Below are 21,673 nucleotides of genomic sequence, written 5' to 3' on the forward strand. Positions count from 1 at the left end.
TCTCCGCTAAAAGCCCACCGATGACGAGCTTTTCGCGCCTTCACGCGCTGACGATACGAATTACCGGCCCGGTGTTCCGGGCGGCCTGAGGGTCGCCGGAGCCGCCGGGAATCTTGCGTGCGGCCTCTCGCGCTTTTTCCAGATCATCAACGCATTTCGCCCAAAAGTGGCTTCGGTTTTGGGAAATCGATATGCGTCAAAGCAAAGACTTCAACGCCCGAGCCCTTCGCCGCCGGGCATGCACATGGCAGACCAATGACCGACGAAACGCCCAGTAATTCAACAATCGACTATTCCAAGACGCTTTATTTGCCGCAGACGGATTTCCCGATGCGCGCCGGCTTGCCCGAAAAGGAGCCGCTGCTGGTCCAGCGCTGGCAGGACATGGATCTCTACCGCAAGCTGCGCGAGAGCGCGGCCGGCCGCACCAAATACGTGCTGCATGACGGTCCGCCCTACGCCAACGGCAATATCCATATCGGCCATGCGCTGAACAAGATCCTCAAGGACGTCATCACCCGCTCGTTCCAGATGCGCGGCTATGACTCGAACTACGTGCCAGGCTGGGACTGCCATGGCCTGCCGATCGAATGGAAGATCGAGGAGCAGTATCGCGCCAAGGGCAAGAACAAGGACGAGGTTCCGGTCAACGAGTTCCGCCGGGAATGCCGCGAGTTCGCCGCGCACTGGATCACGGTGCAGGGCGGCGAGTTCCAGCGGCTCGGCGTCATCGGCGACTTCAAGAATCCCTATACGACGATGGCTTTCCATGCCGAGTCACGCATCGCCGGCGAACTGCTGAAGTTTGCCATGTCGGGCCAGCTCTATCGCGGCTCCAAGCCGGTGATGTGGAGTGTGGTCGAACGCACGGCGCTTGCCGAGGCCGAGGTCGAGTACCAGGATTACGAGTCCGACACGATTTGGGTGAAGTTTCCCGTCGTCAGCCTGGTCCGGCCTGTCGATGATGGCGCGACCAAACTGACAGAGGGGACGCTGGATCTGTTGCAGGCCCACGTCGTCATCTGGACGACGACGCCATGGACGATCCCAGGCAACCGCGCCGTCAACTATTCGCCACGCATCAGCTATGGCCTCTACGAGGTCACGGCGGCCGAGAATGCGTTCGGCCCACAGTCGGGCGAAAAGCTGATCTTCGCCGACGCGCTGGCCGACGAGTCCGCTGCCAAGGCCAAGGTCACCTTGGATCGGCTTCGCAGTGTTTCGGCGCAAGAGCTTGGAAGTCTTACGCTTTCGCACCCGTTCAAGGGTTTTGGCGGCGGCTATGAGTTCCCCGTGCCCATGCTCGCCGGCGACCATGTCACCGACGACGCCGGCACCGGCTTCGTCCACACCGCGCCCGGCCACGGCCGCGAGGACTTTGACGCCTGGATGGATGCCGCGGCGGATCTGCGCGCGCGCGGCATCGACAGCGCCATTCCGTTCGCCGTCGACGATGGCGGCTTCTTCACCAAGGACGCGCCGGGTTTTGGCCCGGACCGCGAGGACGGAGCCGCACGCGTCATCGACGACAATGGCAAGAAGGGCAACGCCAACCAGGCGGTCATCGATGAGCTGATCAAGCGCAACGCGCTGTTTGCGCGTGGCCGGCTGAAGCACAGCTATCCGCATTCGTGGCGATCCAAAAAACCGATCATCTTCCGCAACACGCCGCAGTGGTTTGTCTATATGGACAAGGACCTCGGCGACGGCTCGACGTTGCGCAGCCGCGCGCTGAGGGCGATCGACGACACCCGTTTCGTGCCCGCCGCCGGCCAGAACCGCATCCGCGCCATGATCGAGGAGCGCCCCGACTGGGTGCTGTCGCGCCAGCGCGCCTGGGGCGTGCCGATCGCCGTCTTCGCTGATGCCGACGGCAATGTGCTGAAGGACGAGGCGGTCAACCAGCGCATCATGGACGCCTTCGAGCAGGAGGGCGCCGACGCCTGGTTCGCCGCCGGCGCCAAGGAGCGTTTCCTTGGCAATCACGATGCATCCATGTGGAAGCAGGTGATGGACATCCTCGACGTCTGGTTCGACTCGGGCTCGACGCACGCCTTTACGCTGGAGGATCGTCCTGACCTGAAATGGCCGGCCGACGTCTATCTTGAAGGCTCAGACCAGCATCGCGGCTGGTTTCACTCCTCGCTGCTGGAAAGCTGCGGCACCAGGGGCAGGGCGCCTTACGACACCGTCGTCACCCATGGCTTCACCATGGACGAGGACGGGCGCAAGATGTCGAAGTCGCTCGGCAACACCGTCGTGCCGCAGGACGTCATCAAGCAGTCGGGTGCCGACATCCTGCGCCTGTGGGTGGTGACGACCGACTACTGGGAAGACCAGCGGCTCGGCAAGAATGTGCTGCAGACCAACATCGACGCCTATCGCAAGCTGCGCAACACCATCCGCTGGATGCTGGGCACGCTTGCGCATGACGATGGCGAGGAGGTGCCGCTGGACAAGATGCCGGAGCTGGAGCGGCTGATGCTGCACCGGCTGGCCGAGCTGGATGAAGTCGTGCGCTCGGGCTACGACGCTTTCGAATTCAAGCGCATCACGCGCACGCTGCTTGATTTCATGGTGGTGGAACTCTCGGCCTTCTATTTCGACATCCGCAAGGATGCCCTCTACTGTGACGGGCCGTCGAGCGTGAAGCGCAAGGCCTCGGTGCAGGTCGTGCGCCATCTCTTCGACTGCCTGGTGAAATGGCTGGCGCCGATGCTGCCTTTCACCATGGAAGAAGCCTGGCTCGACCGTCATCCGGACGACGTCTCGGTGCATCTCGACCAGTTCCCGCAAATCCCGGCCGACTGGAAGAACGAGGCGCTGGCGGAAAAGTGGCGCAAGGTGCGGCAGGTGCGACGCGTCGTCACCGGTGCGCTGGAGATCGCACGTGCTCAGAAGGTGATCGGTTCGTCGCTGGAAGCGGTGCCCGTCGTCACCATCAACGATGCAGCGCTCGAAGCGGCGATATCCGATGTCGACATGGCCGAGATGGCGATCACCAGCGATCTGGTCATCGCTCATGGCGAGGCGCCGGCTGGTGCCTTCACGCTCGACGACGTCAGGGGTGTCGCCGTGGTGGTCGAGAAGGCCGAGGACCGTGGCCTGGTGAAATGCGCACGGTCCTGGCGCTACACCGCCGATGTCGGACAGGACGCTGCGTTTCCCGACGTTTCGGCGCGCGATGCGGCGGTGCTGCACGAGTTGAAGGCGCTTGGCCGGCTTTGATGGGCCGGCCTATCAGAAAGGCTCTATCGGTGCACAAATGCCACGCCGGGCGGGCGAAAACCGCCCGCGCGTTGCCCTTAACGAGTGGTTGAGGTAAACACGCGAAACTCCGGAAGACAAATTGTCGCCGGATTTCCGTCGCAAGTGCTTGGACGATGGGGAACCGGACATAAAGGCCGGTGGCAATCGAGAGGCTGTCTAGAGTGGGACTTTTTGGCATGACCGAGAGATATAACGCGCGCCTGGCGCTGCTGGCGCCACTTGTCGCATCGGGCCTCGCTTTGTCCGGCTGCATGGGCTCTCCGACCTATGGCACCGACAAGACCGCCGGCGAACAGCTGGCCGGCGATATTTCCAGCGCCTTTTCGTTTGCGCCGAAGCGCAAGGAACAGATCGACTACAAGCCGCGTCCGACGCTGGTCAAGCCGGCCCCAGGCCAGAAGGAAGCGCTGCCGGCACCGCAGGACAGCATCGAGACGGCGAGCGCCGAATGGCCCGAATCGCCAGAGCAGCGCCGCGCCCGCCTGCGCGCCGACGCCACCGCCCATCAGAACGATCCGGCTTATCAGTCAGAGATCGTCGACGACGTGCAGACCGATCCAGCATCGATCAAGAAGGCGATGGCGGATTCGGGATCGAGCCACCCGCCGCGCTGGAGTCCAGCCGATTCCGACACCGGCCGTGCCGCCGAGATCCAGCGCCGCCTTGCCGAAAGCAAGCAGGGCGACCCGAACACCCGCAAATATCTGAGCGAACCGCCGGTGCAGTATCGCGTCGCGGCCAGCACCGCGCCGCAAGATCAGCTTGGCGAGGACGAATACAAGAAGCAACGCCGTCTCAAGAAAGAGGCGGAAGGCAAGAAGGGCAGCGGCTGGTTCGACTGGCTGCCGTCGCTGTAAAGACGGGCTACGCTTCGTTGCTTTTGCGTTGCCGGGCGCTGCGCCCGGGTCAGTCGCGCCGCTCCCGGAAAAATCCTTTGAGCAGCAGGGCCGCTTCGGTCTCGCCCATGCCCGGATAGATATCGGGCGCGTGGTGGCAGGTCGGCGAGGCGAAGAAGCGCGCGCCATTGATCACCGCGCCGCCCTTGTCGTCGGCGGCGCCGAAATAGAGCCGGCGCAGCCGGGCGAAGGAAATGGCGCCGGCGCACATGGCGCAAGGTTCCAGCGTCACATAGAGATCATGGCCGGTGAGCCGCTCGCTCGAGAGTTTGCGGCAGGCCTCGCGGATGACCAGCATCTCGGCGTGCGCCGTCGGATCGGCAAGCTCGCGGGTGCGGTTACCAGCGCTGGCAACGACCGTGCCGCCCCTGGCGATCACGGCGCCGACCGGCACTTCGCCGCGCAAGGCGGCGCCTTCAGCCTCTTTCAGCGCCAGCGCCATGAAATCCGGCCGCTTCACGCGATATCCATTCCGATTATCTCCTCGCCACTCCAGGCTTTTGGTTTTCGTTTGTCTTCCCGGAAAAACCGGTGTCCACTTTTCCCTGACAAACTCCGGTGATCCTGTTATTGAGCGCATAACCTCGAAAATCGGACTCGGTTTTCGGAAATGATCATGCGCCAAATCAAAAGTGCTACAGCGTTCGTTGCGCGCCCAAAAGGATGCGCCACGCTGTAGCAGCGCAAACGGACAAAGGCCACATGGACGACAGCGACAAGAAGTTCCGACCCAAAAAGGGTCCGGTCAGGAGCGGCTCGAAAGCTTCGGGACCGCGCAGCCGCGATGACGCCGCCGGCAAAGGCGGCAAGCCGTCCTTTGGCGCCAAGAAACCTTACGCACCGCGCGGCGATCGGCCGGTGGCGGCCGAAGGCGAGCGGCCGAAGCGCGACTTCAAGGGCGGCGACAAGCCATTCAGCAAGAGGCCGCGTCCCGAAGGCAAGCCTTTTGAGAAGCGCGAGGGACCACGCAAGCCCTACGCACCGCGTGGCGACCGCCCGATGGCGGCCGAAGGCGAGCGCAAGCCTTATGAAAAGCGCGAAGCGCCGCGCAAACCCTATGCGCCACGTGGCGACCGCCCGATGGCGGCCGAAGGTGAGCGCAAGCCATATGAAAAGCGCGAAGGGCCGCGCAAGCCCTACGCACCGCGCGGCGACCGCCCGATGGCCGCCGAAGGCGAGCGCAAGCCATATGAAAAGCGCGAAGGGCCGCGCAAGCCCTATGCGCCACGTGGCGACCGACCGATGGCGGCCGAAGGTGAACGCAAGCCGTATGAAAAGCGCGAAGGGCCGCGCAAGCCTTATGCACCGCGCGGCGATCGTCCGGCTGCTGCGGCGGCGGAGGGCGGCGAAAAGCGCTTCGACCGTCCCAAGCGAGATTTTGGCCGCGCGCAGAGTGACTTCGCTGACCGCCCCAAGCGCGATTTCGCAGATCGCCCCAAGCGTGACTTCGGTGGTGACCGCCCCAAACGCGACTTCAGCGATCGGCCGCAGGGGGCATCGGGTGCTGGCTTCAAGCCGCGTCCACGTTCCGCGGAAGTGACGGAAGAGGCAGGCGAGCGCATCGCCAAGCGGCTGGCGCGTGCCGGCCTTGCTTCGCGCCGCGACGCCGAGGAGCTGATCGCCGCCGGCCGCGTCAAGGTCAATGGCCGGGCGCTGACCTCGCCGGCTTTCAACGTCATGCCCGACGACATCATCCATCTCGACGGCATGGAAATCCCACCGATCGAGCGCACACGCCTGTTCCTGTTCCACAAGCCGGCCGGCGTCGTCACCACCAACCGCGATCCCGAGGGCCGCAAGACCGTCTTCGACGTGCTGCCGGCTGAATTGCCGCGGCTGATGACCATCGGCCGTCTCGACATCAACACCGAAGGCCTGCTGCTGCTCACCAATGATGGCGGCTTGTCGCGCGTGCTCGAACTGCCGGCCACCGGCTGGCTGCGCCGCTACCGCGTGCGCGTCCACGGCAAGGTCGAGGAAAGCGCGCTTGCCGGCCTGCGTGAAGGCATTGCCGTCGACGGCGTCTTTTACGGCGCCATCGAAGCGACGCTCGACCGTGAGCAAGGCACCAATGCCTGGCTGACCATCGGCCTGCGCGAAGGCAAGAACCGCGAAGTCAGGAACATCCTCGGTTCGCTTGGTCTCGATGTGACTCGGCTGATCCGCATCTCCTACGGGCCGTTCCAGCTCGATGACCTCGCCGAGGGCCATGTGCTGGAGATCAAGGGCCGGGTGCTGCGCGACCAGCTTGGCGAGCGTCTTGTCGAGGAATCAGGCGCCAATTTCGATGCCGAGATTTCAAAGCCGTTTTCCAACAAGCCGGTGCGGCGCACCGAGATTCGCGAGCCGGAGCCGGAACGGCCGAAATTCACCCGCGACGGCGAACGCCGGCCGATCGGCGAGGGCGGGCTGATCAAGAACCGCAAGCGCCGTGAAGGCAGCCGCGACGAGGCACTGGGCAAGCTGTCGACAAGTCCCGACAGGGGCGCCGGGCCGGAAAAGAGCTATGGCGAACGCGGTCCGAGACCCGAACGCAGCTTTGGTGACAAGCCCCGTGGCGGCTTTGGTGACAAGCCGCGCGGTGGTTTTGGTGGCAAGCCGGGCGGTGGCAAGAAATCCGAGCGCGAGCAGCGGCCGATCGAGCCGCCCGGCCAGCGCAAGGCCAATGTCTGGATGGCACCGGGCGCGCGGCCGATCGGCAAGGGCAGGGCTGAGGCTGACGCCGCCAAGGCGGCTGACGCCAAGGCGCGCAAGGCTTCGTTCAAGCCCTCCTATGGCAAACCGGCCGGCGCCAAGCCGTTTGGCAAGCCGCGTGGCGAGCGTCCGGGCGGCGCCGGTGGCGGCGAACGGCCGCGCAGCGGCCCCAAGGGTCCCAGGACGAAATGAGGCCCGGATTCTAATGAGGATTGTCGGCGGTGAGTTTCGCGGGCGTCCCCTGGCGACACCCCGCAGCAGCGCTATCCGCCCGACGACCGATCGCACCCGCGAGGCCGTCTTCAACGTGCTGGCGCATCGCTTTGCGGAGCAACTGGAGGGGGCGCGCGTGCTCGACCTGTTCGCCGGCACCGGCGCGCTCGGTCTCGAAGCGCTGTCGCGCGGTGCCTCCTACGGCGTCTTCATCGAGGAATCGGCCGAAGGCCGTGGCCTGATCCGCGACAATGTCGAGGCGTTCGGCCTGACCGGCCGCACCAAGATATTCCGCCGCGATGCCACCGGCCTTGGCGAGGCCGGCACGCTCGCACCTTTCGGCCTCGTCTTCGCCGATCCGCCTTACGGCAAAGGCCTCGGCGAGCGCGCCTTGCAGTCGGCCAGGGCTGGCGGCTGGCTTCGCCCCGGCGCGCTGTGCGTGGTCGAGGAGGCGGCTGTGGCGCCCTTCGAGCCAGGCCCCGGCTTCTCCGTGCTGGACGAGCGCAGTTACGGCGAGACCGTGATCCGGTTTATCGAGGTTGCGTGATACGCCTTGCATCCAGGCCGGCCTCTTTGCCGCCGCCTTTGCCGGCAACATGACGAACAATTCACTTTGCTTGTCGGCAGCACCTTGCCTATCGTCCTGCTAGGAAATCGGAGCCATTGATGACATCCAGGGTTGAATGGCTGCGCGCAACGCTGCTGGCGACATCGCTGGCTTTCACCATGACCGGCCCGGTGCTGGCGGACGGCACCGTGTTGCCCAACACGACGCCGAACGAGTTCAAGGTGACGGATTTCCTGCTCGACAACGGCATGGAGGTCGTCGTTATCCCCGATCACCGCGCGCCGATCGTCACCCACATGGTGTGGTACAAAATCGGCAGCGCCGACGAACCGCCCGGCAAATCCGGCATCGCCCATTTCTTCGAGCATCTGATGTTCAAGGCGACGACCCACCATGCGGCCGGCGAGTTCGACCGCGCCATCTCCGACATCGGCGGCTCCAACAACGCCTTCACCTCCTACGACTACACCGCCTTCCACGAGACGGTGGCGCCGTCGGCGCTCGAGCTGATGATGAGCTTCGAGGCCGACCGCATGCGCAACCTCATCCTCACCGACGATGTCATCAAGACCGAGCGCGACGTCATCCTCGAAGAGCGCCGCTCGCGCATCGACAACAATCCCGAGGCGGTGCTGGACGAGGAAGTCGACGCCACGCTGTGGCAGAACCAGCCTTACCGCATTCCGGTCATCGGCTGGATGCAGGAGATGGAGCAGCTGAACCGGACCGATGCCACCGCCTTCTACGACAAATATTATCGGCCCAACAACGCCGTGCTGATCGTGGCCGGCGATGTCGAGCCGGACACAGTGAGGGCGCTGGCCGAGAAGACCTATGGCAAGGTGGCGCGTGGCCCCGATCTGCCGCCGCGCATCCGCCCGGTCGAGCCGGAGCAGAACACCAAGCGCACGGTCACCCTCTCCGATGCCCGCGTCAGCGTGCCGAATTTTTCAACCCAGTGGGTGGTGCCGTCCTATCATTCCGGCAAGCCGGGCGAGGCGGAAGCGCTCGACCTGCTGGCGGAAATCCTCGGCGGCGGCAACCGCAGCCGGCTCTACCAGGCACTCGTCGTCCAGCAAGGCATCGCGTCCAACGCCGGTGCCTATTTCCAGGGCACGATGCTCGACGACACCAATTTCACCGTCTATGGCGCCCCGCGCGGCGACGCCAAGCTCGCCGACGTCGAAGCGGCGGTCGATGCCGAGGTGGCGCGCATCGTCAGGGACGGCGTCACGCCGGCAGAGCTGGAAAAGGCCAAGGACCGCTATGTGCGCTCAATGATCTTTGCCCGCGACAAGCAGGATTCCATGGCCAACATCTACGGCTCGACATTGGCCACCGGCGGCAACGTCCAGGACGTCCAGCAATGGCCCGACCGCATCCGCAAGGTCACCGCCGACGAGGTGAAGGCCGTCGCCGCGCGCTATCTGGTGCTCGACCGGTCGACGACGGGCTACCTGCTGCCGCAGCAACAGGTGGGGAATTGATCATGAATTCGATCCCCATGAGCGAGACAGCCCCCTCATCCGGCCGCTTCGCGGCCACCTTCTCCCCGCTGGGGAGAAGAAGCTGGCGCCAGCGCTGGCAAACTCCTCTCCTTGGGGAGAGGTCAGCCGAGCGAAGCGGAGGCTGGGTGAGGGGGAGCGCCGAGTTCCGCAATTGGTCGCTGCCGACGATTGCTGCATGGCGCGCCCTCGCAACACTCTTCCTCTCCATCCTCTTCCTGATCCTGCCGGCGCTCACGGCGCGCGCCATGGACATCCAGTCCATCACCTCGCCAAAGGGCATCACCGCCTGGCTGGTCGAGGACTATTCCGTGCCGATCGTCGCCATCCGCTTCGTCTTCGGCGGCGGCTCGACGCAGGATCCTGTCGGCAAGGAGGGCTTGGCCAATCTGATGACCGGTCTGTTCGACGAAGGTGCCGGCCCGCTCGACAGCGAATCCTTCCAGATCAAGCTCGACGATGCCGGCGCCGAGATGAGCTTCGACGAGAGCCGCGACGGCATCTATGGCTCGATGCGCATGCTGGCCGAGCAGCGCGACGAGGCGTTCGACCTGTTGCGGCTGGCGGTCAACGAGCCGCGCTTCGACCAGCTGCCGATCGACCGCATCCGCGCCCAGATCCTGTCCGGCATCATCGCCGGCGAGAACGATCCCGACACGGTCGCGCAGAACAAATGGGCGCGCGCACTCTATGGCGACCATCCCTATTCCCGCTCCGACCAGGGCACCAGGCAGAGCATCGCCACCATCACGCCGGATGATTTGAAAGCCTTGCACAAGGCGGTTTTTGCGCGCGGCGGCCTGCATGTCGCCGTGGTCGGCGCCATCGATCCCGAGACGCTGAAGAAGAAGCTCGACATGGTGTTCGGCGACCTGCCGCAGAACCAGGCGCTCGCTCCCGTGGCCGATGTCGACCCGAAGCTGGCGCAGCATGTCGAGGTCGATTACGACCTGCCGCAAACCGCGCTCCAGCTGGCCTATCCCGGCGTGAAGCGCAAGGCGCCGGATTTCTTTGCCGCCGTGCTGATGAACGAGATCCTCGGCGGCGGCACCTTCACCTCGCGCCTGTTCCAGGAGGTGCGCGAAAAGCGCGGGCTGGCCTACAGCGTCAACTCTTCGCTGATCAACCAGGACCACGCCGACGCGCTGGTCGTCAGCACCGGGACCCGGTCGGATCGGGCGGCCGAGACGCTGGGCATCGTCCGCGACGTGGTCAAGCGGCTGGCCGAGGAAGGCCCGACCGAAGCGGAACTGGCGGCGACCAAGAAATACATGATCGGCGCCTACGCCATCAACAATCTGGACTCTTCGAGTTCCATCGCCGCGACGCTGGTCGAGCTGCAGCTCGACGATCTCGGCATCGACTACATGCAGCGCCGCGCCGGCTACATCAACGCGGTGACGCTCGATCAGGTCAAGGCGGCGGCGAAACAGCTGCTGTCGACTGAGCCGACCATCATGGTCATCGGACCGAAACTGGCCGGGGCCGGCAAGGGATGAGCCCAACCTTCGGCATCGCCTTTGGCGGCGGCGGCGCGCGCGGGTTGGCGCATATCCACGTCATCGAGGCGCTGGACGAACTGGGCATCAGGCCGGTGGCCATAGCCGGCTCGTCGATCGGCGCCATCATGGGCGCCGGCATGGCCGCGGGCATGACCGGCAAGGACATCCACGACTATGCCCGCTCGATCCTCGGCCGCCGCGCCGAAGTGGCGAGCCGCATGTGGCGGGCACGGCCGGGCACCATCGCGGAAGCCATGCAGAATGGCATCCGTGTCAGCCAGTTCAATGTCGAGCGCATCCTGAAGGCCTTCCTGCCCGAGGCCATTCCCGAAACCTTCGCCGAGCTCAAGATCCCGCTGAAGGTGACCGCGACGGACTATTTCGGCCACAAGCTCGCCGTGTTCGACGACGGCGACCTGCACTCGGCGCTTGCCGCGTCGGCGGCGATACCCGCCGTGTTCCGCCCGGTGATGCGCGACGGAAGGCTGCTGATCGACGGCGGCATCTACAACCCGGTGCCGTTCGACCTGATAGAGAACGACGCAGACATCATCATCGGCGTCGACGTGGTCGGCGCGCCGGAAGAAGCCGATCGCAAGCAGCCGACCTCCGTCGACCTGATGTTCGGCGCCACGCAACTGATGATGCAGTCGATCATCGCCAACAAGCTGAAGCAGTGCCGCCCCGACATCCTGGTCCGCCCGGCGGTGTCGAAATTCCGCGTGCTCGATTTCCTGAAGATCGACGCTTTGATGAACGAGACGGCCGACATCAAGGACGAGCTCAAGCGGCAGGTGGAGCGGGTGCTGGAGGCTAGAAATGGCGCTGCCGTCAAGGGGAGGCGAGGGAAGAAGGCCGGATAAGGGGCGGGCACGACGTCGGCGATCGATCATCTAGGGTCGAGCGCTGTTGTCATACAAGCATGGAAGCCAACTACGCCTTCGCCGCCACAGGCGCATACTCCAGCGCCACAACGCCATTGCTGAACGGCGTGGCCGAAATCAGCTCGAGCGCTACTGGCTCGCCGGCGGGGAATAGCGGTTTGCCTTGGCCGACGGCGCCGGGGTAGCTGAGCAGCCTGACGCGGTCGACCAGACCGTGACGCAGCAATTCCTGCGCGACGCTGAGGCTGCCATGCACATAGATGTTGCCGCCGCTGCCTTGCATCAGCGTCCTGACCGCTTCCGGCAGGGGTCCCTTCAGGAATTCGGCCGGCTTCCAGTCGAGCGCCTTCAGGCTGGTCGAGGCGACATATTTCGGCAGCGCGTTGAACCGGTCGGCAAAATCTCCGGTTTCCTTGGGCCATGAGCCAGCAAAGATCTCATAGGTCGCGCGCCCCAAAAGCATGGCGCCGCTGTCGGCAAGCTCGTCCTCCTTGAACCTGTTCATCTCGTCATTCCAGGTCACGCCGGGCAGCTTCTCCACCTCGGCAATGCCATCGACGCTGATGAATTCGGTGACGATAAGTTTTCGCATGGGGTTCTCCTTCTTCCGTCAGAGGACGAACCGAGGGGGCCATCTGCGACACGCTTCGTGAAAAATATCGCGGTGCTTTGTTAGAGGGTGGGCTTTAAGCGCGAGCTTACGAAAGACCGATACGCATAGGAAAACCCCGCGAGCACTGCTTTAAGCAGTGATGCGGAATCTGCGCTTCGCCGGCGTACCTAACGGTACCTGATCATTGACGATAGCCCAAAGGGCTTATGAGCGAAGGCGTCTCAGTCCTTCGCGCGCTCCACATACGCCCCATCCGCCGTCATCACCACCACGCGGGTGCCGGGGGCGATGTGTGGCGGCACCAGCGTGCGCACGCCGTTGGAAAGCACGGCCGGCTTGTAGGACGACGAGGCCGTCTGTCCCTTGGTCGTCGGCTCGGTTTCCACCACTTCGAAGGTAGCACGCTGCGGCAGCACCAGTGAAATGGCAATGCCGTTGAACTGTGACACCTGCACGGCCATGCCTTCCAACAGGTAAGGCGCCATGTCGCCGACCACGGCTTCCGACACCGCCACCTGGTCGTAGCTTTCCGGGTTCATGAAATGAAAACCTTCGCCGTCGCGATAGAGGAACGTGTGCTCGCGCTCCTCCACATAGGCGCGCTCCACCTGCTCGGTGGTACGATAGCGCTCCGAAACCTTCACCCCGTCGCCGATGCGGCGCATGTCGAGCTGCGTCACCGGCGTGCCCTTGCCTGGGTGGATGTTTTCGGCAAAGAGGATCACATAAAGCTTGCCATCCTTGTCGACGACATTGCCTTTGCGGAGCGAACTGGCGATGACTTTCACCACGGCTTACAATCCTGAAATGGTTGATTGGTACAAATCGGCTTCAGCAGCCGTCCGCTGCGAACTAGCGCATCTTGGCCGCAACCGCCAGCCCCATTCCATATGATCTGAGCCCCATGAACGATACGTCGCCCGATGCCTCGCCCTGGTGGACGCCGCATGTCCACGCCGACCGCCGCCCGCGGCTGATGCTGCGCAACGCCATCGCCGCCAGCCTGCGCGACTGGTTCGCCCGGCGCGACTTCGTCGAGGTGGAAACCGCGGCCCTGCAGGTCTCGCCCGGCAACGAGGCGCATCTGGCGGCTTTCGCCACGCAAGCGATCGGGCCGGACGGCACGCGGTCGCCGCTTTATCTCCACACCTCGCCGGAATTCGCCTGCAAGAAGCTGCTCGCCGCCGGCGAACAGCGCATCTTCAGCCTCGGTCCGGTCTACCGCAACCGCGAGCGCGGCCCCTTGCACCATCCCGAATTCACCATGCTCGAATGGTACCGGGTGGGTGAGGCCTATGAGAGCCTGATGCAGGATTGCGCGGCCCTTCTGGCGCTGGCGGCGACAAGGGCTGGGGCGATGCGCTTTTCTTTCCGGGGCCGCGACTGCGACCCGTTTGCCGAGCCGGAACGGCTGACGGTGGCGGACGCTTTCAGCCGCCACGCCGGCATCGATCTGCTCGCCACGGTCGCCGCCGACGGCGTCACCGATCGCGACGCTCTTTACGCCGCCCTGGTCCGGGCCGGGCTGCGCACCGCGCCTGATGACAGCTGGGCCGATTTGTTCAGCCGGGTGATGGTGGAAAAGGTCGAGCCGTTCCTCGGGCAGGGGCGGGCGACCATCCTGTGCGAGTATCCGCTGGCCGAGGCGGCTTTGGCGCGGCCTAGCCCCAGGGATGCGCGCGTCGCCGAGCGCTTCGAGCTCTATTGCTGCGGTGTTGAACTCGCCAACGGCTTTGGCGAGCTGACCGATGCCGATGAGCAACGCCGGCGCTTCATCATCGAGATGGACGAGAAAGAGCGCATCTATGGCGAGCGCTATCCGCTGGATGAGGATTTTCTCGCCGCCCTCGCCATCATGCCGCAGGCCAGCGGCATCGCGCTCGGCTTCGACCGGCTGGCGATGCTGGCGACCGGCGCACAGAAAATCGAGGACGTCATCTGGACGCCGGTGGCCTGAGGGGAAGTTTCGGACCGAGCTAAGCGCCTGCAACCGGTCGCCGCTGGCTGCGCCGCGCCAGAAGATTGGCGACGACCAAGAGCACGATGGAAAGCCCCATCATCAGCGTCGCCGCGGCGGTGATCGCCGGGGACAGTTTTTCGCGGAGCCCGATGAACATTTCGAGCGGCATGGTGCGCTGGTTGGCGCTGGCCAGGAACTGCACGACCACCACCTCGTCGAACGAGGTGACGAAGGCAAACGCAGCACCCGAAAGCACACCGGGCAGGATCAGCGGCAGCATCACCCGGAAGAACGAGGTCACCGGTTTCGCCCCGGAGATGGCGGCGGCGCGCATCAGATTGCGGTCGAAGCCGGTCAGGCTCGCCCCTACGGTGACGACGACGAAGGGGCTGGCAAGCGCAGTGTGCGCCAGGATGATGCCTGCATAGGTGCTGGCCAGGCCGACGCGGGCGTAGAACAGGTACGAGCCGACAGCGGTGATCACCACCGGCACGATAAGCGGCGACAAGAGCAGCGACATGACGATGCGGCGGCAGGGAAATTTGTCGTCGGACAGCGCGATTGCGGTGAGCGTGCCCAGCGCCGTCGCGATCAGCGTCGTGCCGAAAGCGACGATCAGGCTGTTGCCGATTGCCGCCTGCCAGCGCTGGGTGCCGAGCACGACTTCGTACCAGCGCGTCGAAATCCCCTCCAGTGGAAAGATGAAGAAGGTGCCGCTGTTGAACGACAGCGGTACCGGGATCAGGATCGGCACGATCAGGAACAGGATGACCAGGCCGCACCAAAGCCACAGCAGCCCGATGCGGATGCGTTCTCCAAGCGTTGGGTAGGGAGACAGGAGCATGGCTACACCAGCTTGAGGCGGTCGAGGCCGAGGATGCGGGCGAAGATGCCGAACAGTGCCAGCGTGAACACCAGCAGGATGAAGCTGAGTGCCGCCGCCATCTCCCAGTTCAGCTCGACATTGACGTAGTTGGCGATGAAGTTGCTGATCAGCTGGTCGCTTGCGCCGCCGATCAGCGCCGGCGTGATGTAGTAGCCGAGGCACAGGATGAAGGTCAGCAGGCAGCCGGCCATGACGCCTGGAAAAACCTGCGGAAGATAGACGCGGCTGAACGCGGTGAAGGGTTTTGCGCCGAGCGAATAGGCAGCCTTCATCTGCGACGGCTGGATGGTGCGCATGACGCTGTAGATCGGCAGCAGCGTGAACGGCAGCTGGATGTGGGTCATGGCGATGATCAGGCCGATGCGGCTGTACATCAGGTCGAGCCGGACCTCGGCAACGCCGAACCACAACAGCAGGTCGTTGACCAGACCGAATTTCTGCAAAAGCACCGTCCAGGCGGCGGTGCGCACCAGGATCGATGTCCAGAACGGCAGCAGCACCGCGACGATAAGGATGGCGGCTAGGCCTTTCGGCACGCTGGCGATGAGATAGGCCAGCGGAAAGCCCAGGATCAGCGTCGCCAGCGTCACCGCGGCGGCGACGAAGAATGTCCGCATGAACACCTGCAGGAAGATCGCCTGTTCGGGCGGCACGCGTTCGATGCCGCCATCATTGTTCCAGCGCAGGTCAAGCGCGCTCATGAGATAGAACGAGGTGATGCTGTGGGTGCCGTTGGCAATAGAAGGCCAGGTGCCGGGCTGCGACCAGAACGGCACCGATTTCATCACCTCGAGCGGCGGCTTGTCACCGGCGCCTTCCAGCTGGCGCACCGTCTTCAGCACCTGGCTGCGCGCGCCGGGCAGGCGGGCGTTCAGGCTCTTGGCAAGTTCGTAGGCGGTGCCCTTGGCCTGGCTGCTCCTGAGATCCGCGGCGAGAGCCACGAAGGCAGCGTCATCGGGCAGGCCCTGGCCGTTCCAGCCGCTAAGCGCCTGGGCAGTCTGCGGCAAGGCATTGGCAATCGTCGGGTCGTAGACGGCCCGCGACAGTAAAAGCACGATCGGGATGCCGAAGCTCAGCGCCAGAAGCACCAGCAGCGGCGCCGCCAGCGCCAGCGAGCGAAGCCGGTCGCCGAAATCGGCCCGGCGAAGCGCCGCCGACACCGACTTGAAATCGGCGTCGGCGGCTGACCGGCCACGGGCCAGCGGAGGCCGGTCGAGTTCGCTGGGCTGCAGCGCCGACATCGTTACTGCGCGAGCCAGGCGTTGAAGCGCTTGACCAGATCCTCGCCATAGTCGCCCCAGAACTCGGTGTCGGCGACGAGGTAGGCGCCGGCCAGATGGTCGGGCGCGTTCGGCAGTTTCGGCAAGGCGTCGGTCGCGACGAAGGACGCCGCATCGGTGCGCACCGGCCCATAGGTGATGTAGCTGGCGAGCTTGGCGTTGTTTTCCGGCTGGCTGATATAGGCCAGATATTTGTACGCCAGATCCGGGCTCTTGGCGCCCTTCGGAATGGCGATCATGTCGTATTCGAGGATCTGGTTGTTCCAGACGATCTTGAACGGCTTCTTGTCGGTGTCGATTGCGTTCTGGATGCGGCCGTTCCAGGCCGTCGTCATCACCACTTCCTGGGAGGCGAGTAGCTGTGCCGGCTGCGCGCCCGCATCCCACCAGACGATGTCCTTCTTGATCGTGTCGAGCTTCTTGAAGGCGCGGTCGACGCCTTCCGGCGTACCCAGCACCTTGTAGACATCGGCGGGTGCGACGCCATCGGCCATCAGCGCCCATTCGAGATTCTGCGCCGGGAATTTGCGCATCGCGCGCTTGCCCGGAAACTTCTTCGTGTCGAACAGGTCGAGCACCGAGGTCGGCGCCTCCTTCAGCACGGTCGGGTCGTAAGCCAGGATATCGCCATAGGCGTCGAGGCCGACACCGCAGTCGAGCGCCGACCCTTCGATGAACTTTTCGCGCGGCGCGATCTTGGAATAGTCGAGCCGCTCGAGAATGCCGGCGTCGCAGCCCTGCAGCACGGTCGCCGTCTCCACCGTCACCAGGTCGATCGGCACGTTGCCGGTGTCGACCATGGCTTTGACCTTGCCGAGATCGCCGAGATATTCCTGCTCGACGATCTTGGTGCCGGTTTCCTTGCTGAACGGCTCAAACCACGCCTTGCGTTGCGCGTCCTGCCAGGCGCCGCCGCTGGCCATGATCGACAGCTCATCGGCGACAGCGGCATGTCCTATCGCCATCCAGGCGGTGGCCGCCGCGAGCGCGAACAGCCGGGTCTTTGTGGTTTTCATGTGATCTTACTCCCCTGTTGTTTTTGACTTCGATCCGCCCGTTCCGGCATCAAAGGCGCGGCAATCACCGAGCGCGCAGGAAACCATCACCGGCTCCCCATTCGCCATGGTCGCTTCCGGGCCGACCTTGACGGTCAGCACCTGTCCATTTTCGAGTCTGGCCAGCAGCCGTTGGTGGTCGCCGAGATAGATGCGGCCATCGACCGTCGCCGCCAGTCTGTTTTCGGCGTGTCCGCCGGCTGCGAGGCTGAGCCGCTCGGGGCGGATGGCGACATGGCAGGCAGCACCGTCCGTGACGCCGATGGCTTGCGCGGTGATGGCTCCGCCGCCATCCAGCGCGATGCGGCATTCCTTGCCAATCACGCGCTCGACCTTGCCAGCCAGCGTGTTGTTCTCGCCGATGAAGCTCGCCACGAACGAGCTCCGCGGCGTGTTGTAGAGATCGTCGGGTGAGCCGAGCTGGGCGACGCCGCCATTGTTGAAGACGGCGACGCGGTCCGACATGGTCAGCGCCTCGCTCTGGTCGTGCGTGACATAGACGATGGTGACGCCGAGCATCGTGTGCAACTGCTTGATCTCGAGCTGCATGTGTTCGCGCAGCTTCTTGTCGAGCGCGCCGAGCGGCTCGTCCATCAGCACCAGGCTCGGCTCGAACACCAGCGCGCGGGCCAGCGCCACGCGCTGCTGCTGGCCGCCGGAAAGCTGCGCCGGTCGCCGGTCGCCGAACTGCTTGAGCCGCACCATGTCGAGCGCGCGGCTGACGCGGGCAGCGATGTCCGGCTTGTCGATCTTGCGCACCGAGAGCGGGAAGGCGACGTTCTCCTCCACGCTCATGTGCGGGAACAGCGCGTAGTTCTGGAACACCATGCCGATGTTGCGCTCATAGGGCGGCAACCGGTCGACCGAGCGGCCTTCCAGCGTGATGACGCCGCTCGTCGGCCGCTCGAACCCGGCAAGCATGTTGAGCGTCGTCGTCTTGCCGGAGCCGGAGGGGCCGAGAAGGGTGAGGAATTCACCGCGGGCGACGCTGAGGTTCAGCCGCGTCACCGCGAAGGCACGGCCATCATAGGATTTCTCGACGTCGACGAACTCGACGAACCCGTGGCGGCCGGCATCGGCGCCAGGCCCAGCGCTTTCGACCGACAAGGCTGCCGCTTTGCCCATCACCGGCAGGCTTCTTCTGTGCGGCTACAGGGGCCGCGAGTCGAAACGAGCTGTTGCTTGCCGTGCATGTCCGGTCTCGTATGACGCTGGCCGCGCAAGGGCGGCTATCCAAACTTGTATGCTCACACAATCAATGTCTGATGGACCATAGATGCAGACAAGTTTGCCCGTCAAGCGGCTTTTTATGTGATTGTGTGAGTTTTAGGCAGCCATGTTTCGAATTGAGAGCCAGACAAGCGCTATTGTCCGGAGCATTGTCTTATGCTAGATGCGCCGGGTAGCCAGATCGTATCAACCCACCGAAAGCCGCATGCTCCAAGACCTCCAGCTCGCCTCGGAAGAAGGTCCGGTCTATCGCCGCCTTGCCGATGCGATTGCCGAACGCATCGCTGCGGGCACGCTCGCCGTCGGCGACCGGCTGCCGCCGCAGCGCGAGATCGCGCGGGCGCTGGGCATCAACGTCACCACGGTGACGCGCGCCCTGTCGACGCTGCAGCAGCGCGGCCTGCTCGAAGCGCGGCCGGGGCGCGGCACCACGGTCGCTGCCCGCGACACCGGCGAAAGGCCGGGCTTCGTCTCGGCGCCGAGCGACGACACCGGCGTCATCGACCTTTCCGTCAACCGGCCGGCAACCTCGGCCTATCTCGACGCGCTGGCGCTGCTTTTGCCGCGTCTTTCGAAGGACCGCTATTACCCGACGCTGCAGGACTACCATCCGCCCGAGGGACCGCTATGGGCGAGGGCGGCGATTGCCGAATGGATGCGGCCGGTGGCCGGCGACGGCGATCCCGGCCGCGTGGTGCTGGCGGCCGGCGCCCAGCATGGGCTGGACTGCGTGCTCGGCGCGGTGACCAGGCAGGGCGAGGTCGTGCTCGCCGACGAGGTCACTTATCAAGGCATCAATGCGCTGTGTCGCGTGCATGGGCTCGATCTCCGGGGCGTCAGCATGGACCGTGGCGGCATGCGGCCCGACGCATTCGAGGCAGCCTGCGCGCAACTGCGCCCACGCTCGGTGTTCCTGGTGCCGACGCTGCACAATCCGACCACCATCACGCTCAGCGAACAGCGCCGGCACGAACTGGTGGCGGTCGCCCGGCGCCACAACGTCCTCATCATCGAGGACGACGTCTATCGGCCGCTGGCGGACAATCCGCCGCCATCGCTGGCCAGCATCGAGCCCGAACTGACCGTGCATATCGGCGCCTTGTCGAAATGCCTGGCGCCAGGTCTGCGCCTCGGCTTCGTCATCGCGCCACGCACCATAGCCGGCCAGGTCGCGGCGGCTTTGCGCATCAATTGCTGGAGCATCAGTCCGTTGACGGCGCTGATCGGCACGCGGCTGATCGAGGAAGGCACGGCCGCCCGCATCATCGAGGCCCAGAAGCAGGAACTGCGCCAGCGCCAGGCGGTGCTGAGCGAAATCCTCGGCCGCTACGATGTCCAGAGCCATGCCACCTCGACCCATGCCTGGCTGCGCCTTCCCGAGCCCTGGCGTGGTGCCGGTTTCGCCCGCACCTGTCTGGAGCGCGGCGTGGCCGTCCTTCCCGGCGATGCCTTCGCGGTCGGCCGCGAACCGGTGCAGCACGGGGTCCGCATCAATGTCGGCGCCGCCCGCTCTCTGGACGATCTGCGTGCCGCGCTGACCACGATGGCAGAGCTGCTCGCGGCCGGCCATTTGCAACTGCCCGGCTTCGTTTAGGAATCCAACATTGTCAGCTTCTGAAACCGTCGAAATCGCCATTGTCGGCGCTGGCGTTGTCGGGCTGGCGACGGCGCTCCGCCTTGCTGCCGAGGGGCGCGAAGTCCTGCTCATCGATCCCAATGAGCCGGGCTCCGGCGCCTCGTTCGGCAATGCCGGCACGATCGCCGAATATGCCTGTATGCCGGTTGGCAATCCGGCCGTGCTGCGTGCGCTGCCGAAATTGCTGCTCGATCCCGACAGCCCGTTTTCGCTGCGCTGGCCGGCGCTGTTGCAACTGGCGCCGTGGCTGATTCAATTCGTGCGGCAGTCGCTGCCGGCGGCCACCCGCGCCAATGCGCTGGCGCTTGCCGGACTGCTGGCCGACGCCTTGCCGGCCTGGGAGGAGATGGTGACGGAGGCCGGCCTGGAGGATCTGCTGCGCCGCAATGGCTGTCTCTATCTCTATCGCCGCGAAAGCGATTTTGCCGCCGGGGCCGGTGGCCGGGCAATGCGCGCCGGCTTCGGTGTTCACCAGGAGATTCTGACGCCAAATGAGGTGGCGGCGCTTGAGCCTGGCCTGCCGGCGAGCGGAACGCGTGGTCTGTACTTCCCGGACTCGACGAACGTCACCGATCCGAAGACGCTGATGCAGCGGCTGCTCGGTGCGGCGACCGCCCGCGGCGTCTCGGTGAAGCGAGCTGATATAACCGGACTGCAAGTCGAGACCGGCGCTGTCCGGCTCAGCGGTCCCGGCTTTGGCATCAAGGCGGGTACGGTGGTGATCGCCGCCGGCGCACGGTCGCGCGCACTGGCCGCGCAGGCCGGCGACAATGTCCCGCTCGAGACCGAGCGCGGCTATCACTTGGAATTCCGGACCGAAGCGCTGTTGCTGACCCGGCCTGTCTGTCCCGTCGATCTCGGTTTCTACATGACGCCGATGGCCGGCCGGCTGCGGATCGCCGGAACCGTCGAACTCGGCGGGCTTGCCGCGCCGCCAAATCCGCGCCGGCTGGCGCTGCTCGACCGCGGCGTCAGGCAGTTCTTTCCCAAGCTCGGCTCACCTTCATCGGAATGGCTAGGCTTCCGCCCGTCGCTGCCGGATTCCCGGCCGGTCATCGGCCCTTCGCACGGCAGCCCACGCGTGATCCATGCTTTCGGCCATGGCCATCTCGGCCTGACGCTCGCCCCGATCACGGCGCGTCTGGTCGCCGAGTTGATCGGCGGACGCGGCGACCCGGCGCGCCTCGCACCCTTTGCGGCGGGTCGTTTCGGTCGTTGATCGACCGGATCAGAAATGCGGGATCGGCACGAAAATGCCGTCGCCCCTGACGTCGCTGGCGGCTGGCGCGGCCTGTGGCCGCAGATGAGCCGACATCTGATGGCCGAACAGGTCGAAATCGACCCCGGTCGCCGATGAGCGGCCGATCGCGCAGCCCAGCACCTCGCCATAGAAAACGCGGGTTTCATCGAGATCACGGACCGGGAAGGCGAGATGGAAAGGCGCCGATGCATTTTGATTGAAGCCTATGCCATTGCACAAG

General features: G+C 65.0%; 17 protein-coding genes and 1 pseudogene. 10 read left to right on the forward strand and 8 right to left on the reverse strand.

The window, feature by feature from the left end; genetic code table 11:
* Positions 1–255 precede the first annotated feature (255 nt).
* A complete protein-coding gene (gene ileS / locus ACFFNA_RS37735) occupies positions 256–3,228 on the forward strand; it encodes an isoleucine--tRNA ligase (RefSeq protein ID WP_378925203.1) in 2,973 nt (990 codons plus the stop codon).
* Positions 3,229–3,446: 218 nt separating this feature from the next.
* A complete protein-coding gene (locus ACFFNA_RS37740; RefSeq protein WP_111545875.1) occupies positions 3,447–4,127 on the forward strand; it encodes a hypothetical protein in 681 nt (226 codons plus the stop codon).
* Between the two features lie 49 nt (positions 4,128–4,176).
* Here the strand turns inward: ACFFNA_RS37740 and ACFFNA_RS37745 are convergent, their stop codons facing one another.
* Positions 4,177–4,626 carry a nucleoside deaminase gene (locus ACFFNA_RS37745; RefSeq protein ID WP_111545874.1) on the reverse strand — a complete coding sequence of 150 codons (450 nt, stop codon included), beginning with the start codon at positions 4,624–4,626 and terminating at the stop codon, positions 4,177–4,179.
* 242 nt (positions 4,627–4,868) lie between these two features.
* Here ACFFNA_RS37745 and ACFFNA_RS37750 point away from each other — a divergent pair, with 242 nt between their 5' ends.
* From ACFFNA_RS37750 to ACFFNA_RS37770, 5 genes are all read left to right on the forward strand, one after another.
* The gene (locus ACFFNA_RS37750; protein ID WP_378925205.1) at positions 4,869–7,052 is read left to right on the forward strand and encodes a pseudouridine synthase; all 2,184 of its coding nucleotides are present in this window, start codon (positions 4,869–4,871) and stop codon (positions 7,050–7,052) included.
* Positions 7,053–7,065: 13 nt separating this feature from the next.
* Complete coding sequence (gene rsmD, locus ACFFNA_RS37755; RefSeq protein ID WP_378925207.1) at positions 7,066–7,620, forward strand: 16S rRNA (guanine(966)-N(2))-methyltransferase RsmD; 555 nt, start codon at positions 7,066–7,068, stop codon at positions 7,618–7,620.
* Positions 7,621–7,739: 119 nt separating this feature from the next.
* Positions 7,740–9,128 carry a M16 family metallopeptidase gene (locus ACFFNA_RS37760; RefSeq protein WP_378925209.1) on the forward strand — a complete coding sequence of 463 codons (1,389 nt, stop codon included), beginning with the start codon at positions 7,740–7,742 and terminating at the stop codon, positions 9,126–9,128.
* Positions 9,129–9,274: 146 nt separating this feature from the next.
* Positions 9,275–10,645 (forward strand): M16 family metallopeptidase, encoded by a 1,371-nt coding sequence (locus ACFFNA_RS37765; protein WP_378925210.1) that lies wholly within the window; start codon positions 9,275–9,277, stop codon positions 10,643–10,645.
* Positions 10,642–11,511 carry a patatin-like phospholipase family protein gene (locus ACFFNA_RS37770; protein WP_378925212.1) on the forward strand — a complete coding sequence of 290 codons (870 nt, stop codon included), beginning with the start codon at positions 10,642–10,644 and terminating at the stop codon, positions 11,509–11,511. The genes ACFFNA_RS37765 and ACFFNA_RS37770 overlap by 4 nt, the downstream gene beginning before the upstream one ends.
* A 70-nt stretch (positions 11,512–11,581) precedes the next feature.
* Here the strand turns inward: ACFFNA_RS37770 and ACFFNA_RS37775 are convergent, their stop codons facing one another.
* Complete coding sequence (locus tag ACFFNA_RS37775) at positions 11,582–12,124, reverse strand: dihydrofolate reductase family protein (protein WP_378925214.1); 543 nt, start codon at positions 12,122–12,124, stop codon at positions 11,582–11,584.
* 242 nt (positions 12,125–12,366) lie between these two features.
* Positions 12,367–12,936, reverse strand: a complete 570-nt coding sequence (gene efp, locus ACFFNA_RS37780) for an elongation factor P (RefSeq protein WP_027038615.1) — start codon at positions 12,934–12,936, stop codon at positions 12,367–12,369.
* 113 nt (positions 12,937–13,049) lie between these two features.
* On the opposite strand from efp, the gene epmA reads away from it, so the two are divergent.
* A complete protein-coding gene (epmA, locus tag ACFFNA_RS37785) occupies positions 13,050–14,102 on the forward strand; it encodes an EF-P lysine aminoacylase EpmA (protein ID WP_378925217.1) in 1,053 nt (350 codons plus the stop codon).
* Between the two features lie 19 nt (positions 14,103–14,121).
* Here the strand turns inward: epmA and ACFFNA_RS37790 are convergent, their stop codons facing one another.
* The 4 genes from ACFFNA_RS37790 to ACFFNA_RS37805 are packed head-to-tail and all read right to left on the reverse strand — an operon-like array spanning position 14,122 to position 18,451.
* Positions 14,122–14,949: an ABC transporter permease gene (locus tag ACFFNA_RS37790; RefSeq protein ID WP_378925219.1), complete on the reverse strand. Its 828-nt coding sequence runs from the start codon at positions 14,947–14,949 to the stop codon at positions 14,122–14,124.
* A 2-nt stretch (positions 14,950–14,951) separates the two neighbouring features.
* Positions 14,952–16,232, reverse strand: coding sequence for an ABC transporter permease (locus ACFFNA_RS37795; protein ID WP_378925221.1), 1,281 nt, complete (start codon positions 16,230–16,232; stop codon positions 14,952–14,954).
* A gap of 2 nt (positions 16,233–16,234) precedes the next feature.
* Positions 16,235–17,287, reverse strand: a complete 1,053-nt coding sequence (locus ACFFNA_RS37800) for an ABC transporter substrate-binding protein (protein ID WP_378925223.1) — start codon at positions 17,285–17,287, stop codon at positions 16,235–16,237.
* Positions 17,288–17,293: 6 nt separating this feature from the next.
* Positions 17,294–18,451: an ABC transporter ATP-binding protein gene (locus ACFFNA_RS37805; protein WP_378925225.1), complete on the reverse strand. Its 1,158-nt coding sequence runs from the start codon at positions 18,449–18,451 to the stop codon at positions 17,294–17,296.
* 310 nt (positions 18,452–18,761) lie between these two features.
* On the opposite strand from ACFFNA_RS37805, the gene ACFFNA_RS37810 reads away from it, so the two are divergent.
* The gene (locus ACFFNA_RS37810) at positions 18,762–20,150 is read left to right on the forward strand and encodes an aminotransferase-like domain-containing protein (RefSeq protein WP_378925227.1); all 1,389 of its coding nucleotides are present in this window, start codon (positions 18,762–18,764) and stop codon (positions 20,148–20,150) included.
* Positions 20,151–20,160: 10 nt separating this feature from the next.
* Positions 20,161–21,411, forward strand: a complete 1,251-nt coding sequence (locus tag ACFFNA_RS37815; protein WP_378925229.1) for an NAD(P)/FAD-dependent oxidoreductase — start codon at positions 20,161–20,163, stop codon at positions 21,409–21,411.
* Positions 21,412–21,423: 12 nt separating this feature from the next.
* Here the strand turns inward: ACFFNA_RS37815 and ACFFNA_RS37820 are convergent.
* Positions 21,424–21,660: pseudogene (locus ACFFNA_RS37820) on the reverse strand (VOC family protein); the annotation flags it as partial.
* Between the last annotated feature and the right edge of the window lie 13 nt (positions 21,661–21,673).

Origin of the sequence: Mesorhizobium kowhaii (genome assembly GCF_042431665.1) — a bacterium.
Classification (GTDB): Bacteria; Pseudomonadota; Alphaproteobacteria; order Rhizobiales; family Rhizobiaceae; genus Mesorhizobium; species Mesorhizobium kowhaii.

What these genes read in the sequence shown, in the direction of transcription:
- ileS (WP_378925203.1), top strand. Translation starts at nt 256, where the DNA reads ATGACCGACGAAACGCCCAGTAATTCAACAATCGACTATTCCAAGACG.
- ACFFNA_RS37810 (WP_378925227.1), top strand. Translation starts at nt 18,762, where the DNA reads ATGCTCCAAGACCTCCAGCTCGCCTCGGAAGAAGGTCCGGTCTATCGC.
- ACFFNA_RS37760 (WP_378925209.1), top strand. Translation starts at nt 7,740, where the DNA reads ATGACATCCAGGGTTGAATGGCTGCGCGCAACGCTGCTGGCGACATCG.
- ACFFNA_RS37790 (WP_378925219.1), bottom strand. Translation starts at nt 14,949, where the DNA reads ATGCTCCTGTCTCCCTACCCAACGCTTGGAGAACGCATCCGCATCGGG.
- ACFFNA_RS37795 (WP_378925221.1), bottom strand. Translation starts at nt 16,232, where the DNA reads ATGTCGGCGCTGCAGCCCAGCGAACTCGACCGGCCTCCGCTGGCCCGT.
- ACFFNA_RS37750 (WP_378925205.1), top strand. Translation starts at nt 4,869, where the DNA reads ATGGACGACAGCGACAAGAAGTTCCGACCCAAAAAGGGTCCGGTCAGG.
- rsmD (WP_378925207.1), top strand. Translation starts at nt 7,066, where the DNA reads ATGAGGATTGTCGGCGGTGAGTTTCGCGGGCGTCCCCTGGCGACACCC.
- ACFFNA_RS37800 (WP_378925223.1), bottom strand. Translation starts at nt 17,287, where the DNA reads ATGAAAACCACAAAGACCCGGCTGTTCGCGCTCGCGGCGGCCACCGCC.
- ACFFNA_RS37775 (WP_378925214.1), bottom strand. Translation starts at nt 12,124, where the DNA reads ATGCGAAAACTTATCGTCACCGAATTCATCAGCGTCGATGGCATTGCC.
- epmA (WP_378925217.1), top strand. Translation starts at nt 13,050, where the DNA reads ATGAACGATACGTCGCCCGATGCCTCGCCCTGGTGGACGCCGCATGTC.
- ACFFNA_RS37770 (WP_378925212.1), top strand. Translation starts at nt 10,642, where the DNA reads ATGAGCCCAACCTTCGGCATCGCCTTTGGCGGCGGCGGCGCGCGCGGG.
- ACFFNA_RS37740 (WP_111545875.1), top strand. Translation starts at nt 3,447, where the DNA reads ATGACCGAGAGATATAACGCGCGCCTGGCGCTGCTGGCGCCACTTGTC.
- ACFFNA_RS37805 (WP_378925225.1), bottom strand. Translation starts at nt 18,451, where the DNA reads ATGGGCAAAGCGGCAGCCTTGTCGGTCGAAAGCGCTGGGCCTGGCGCC.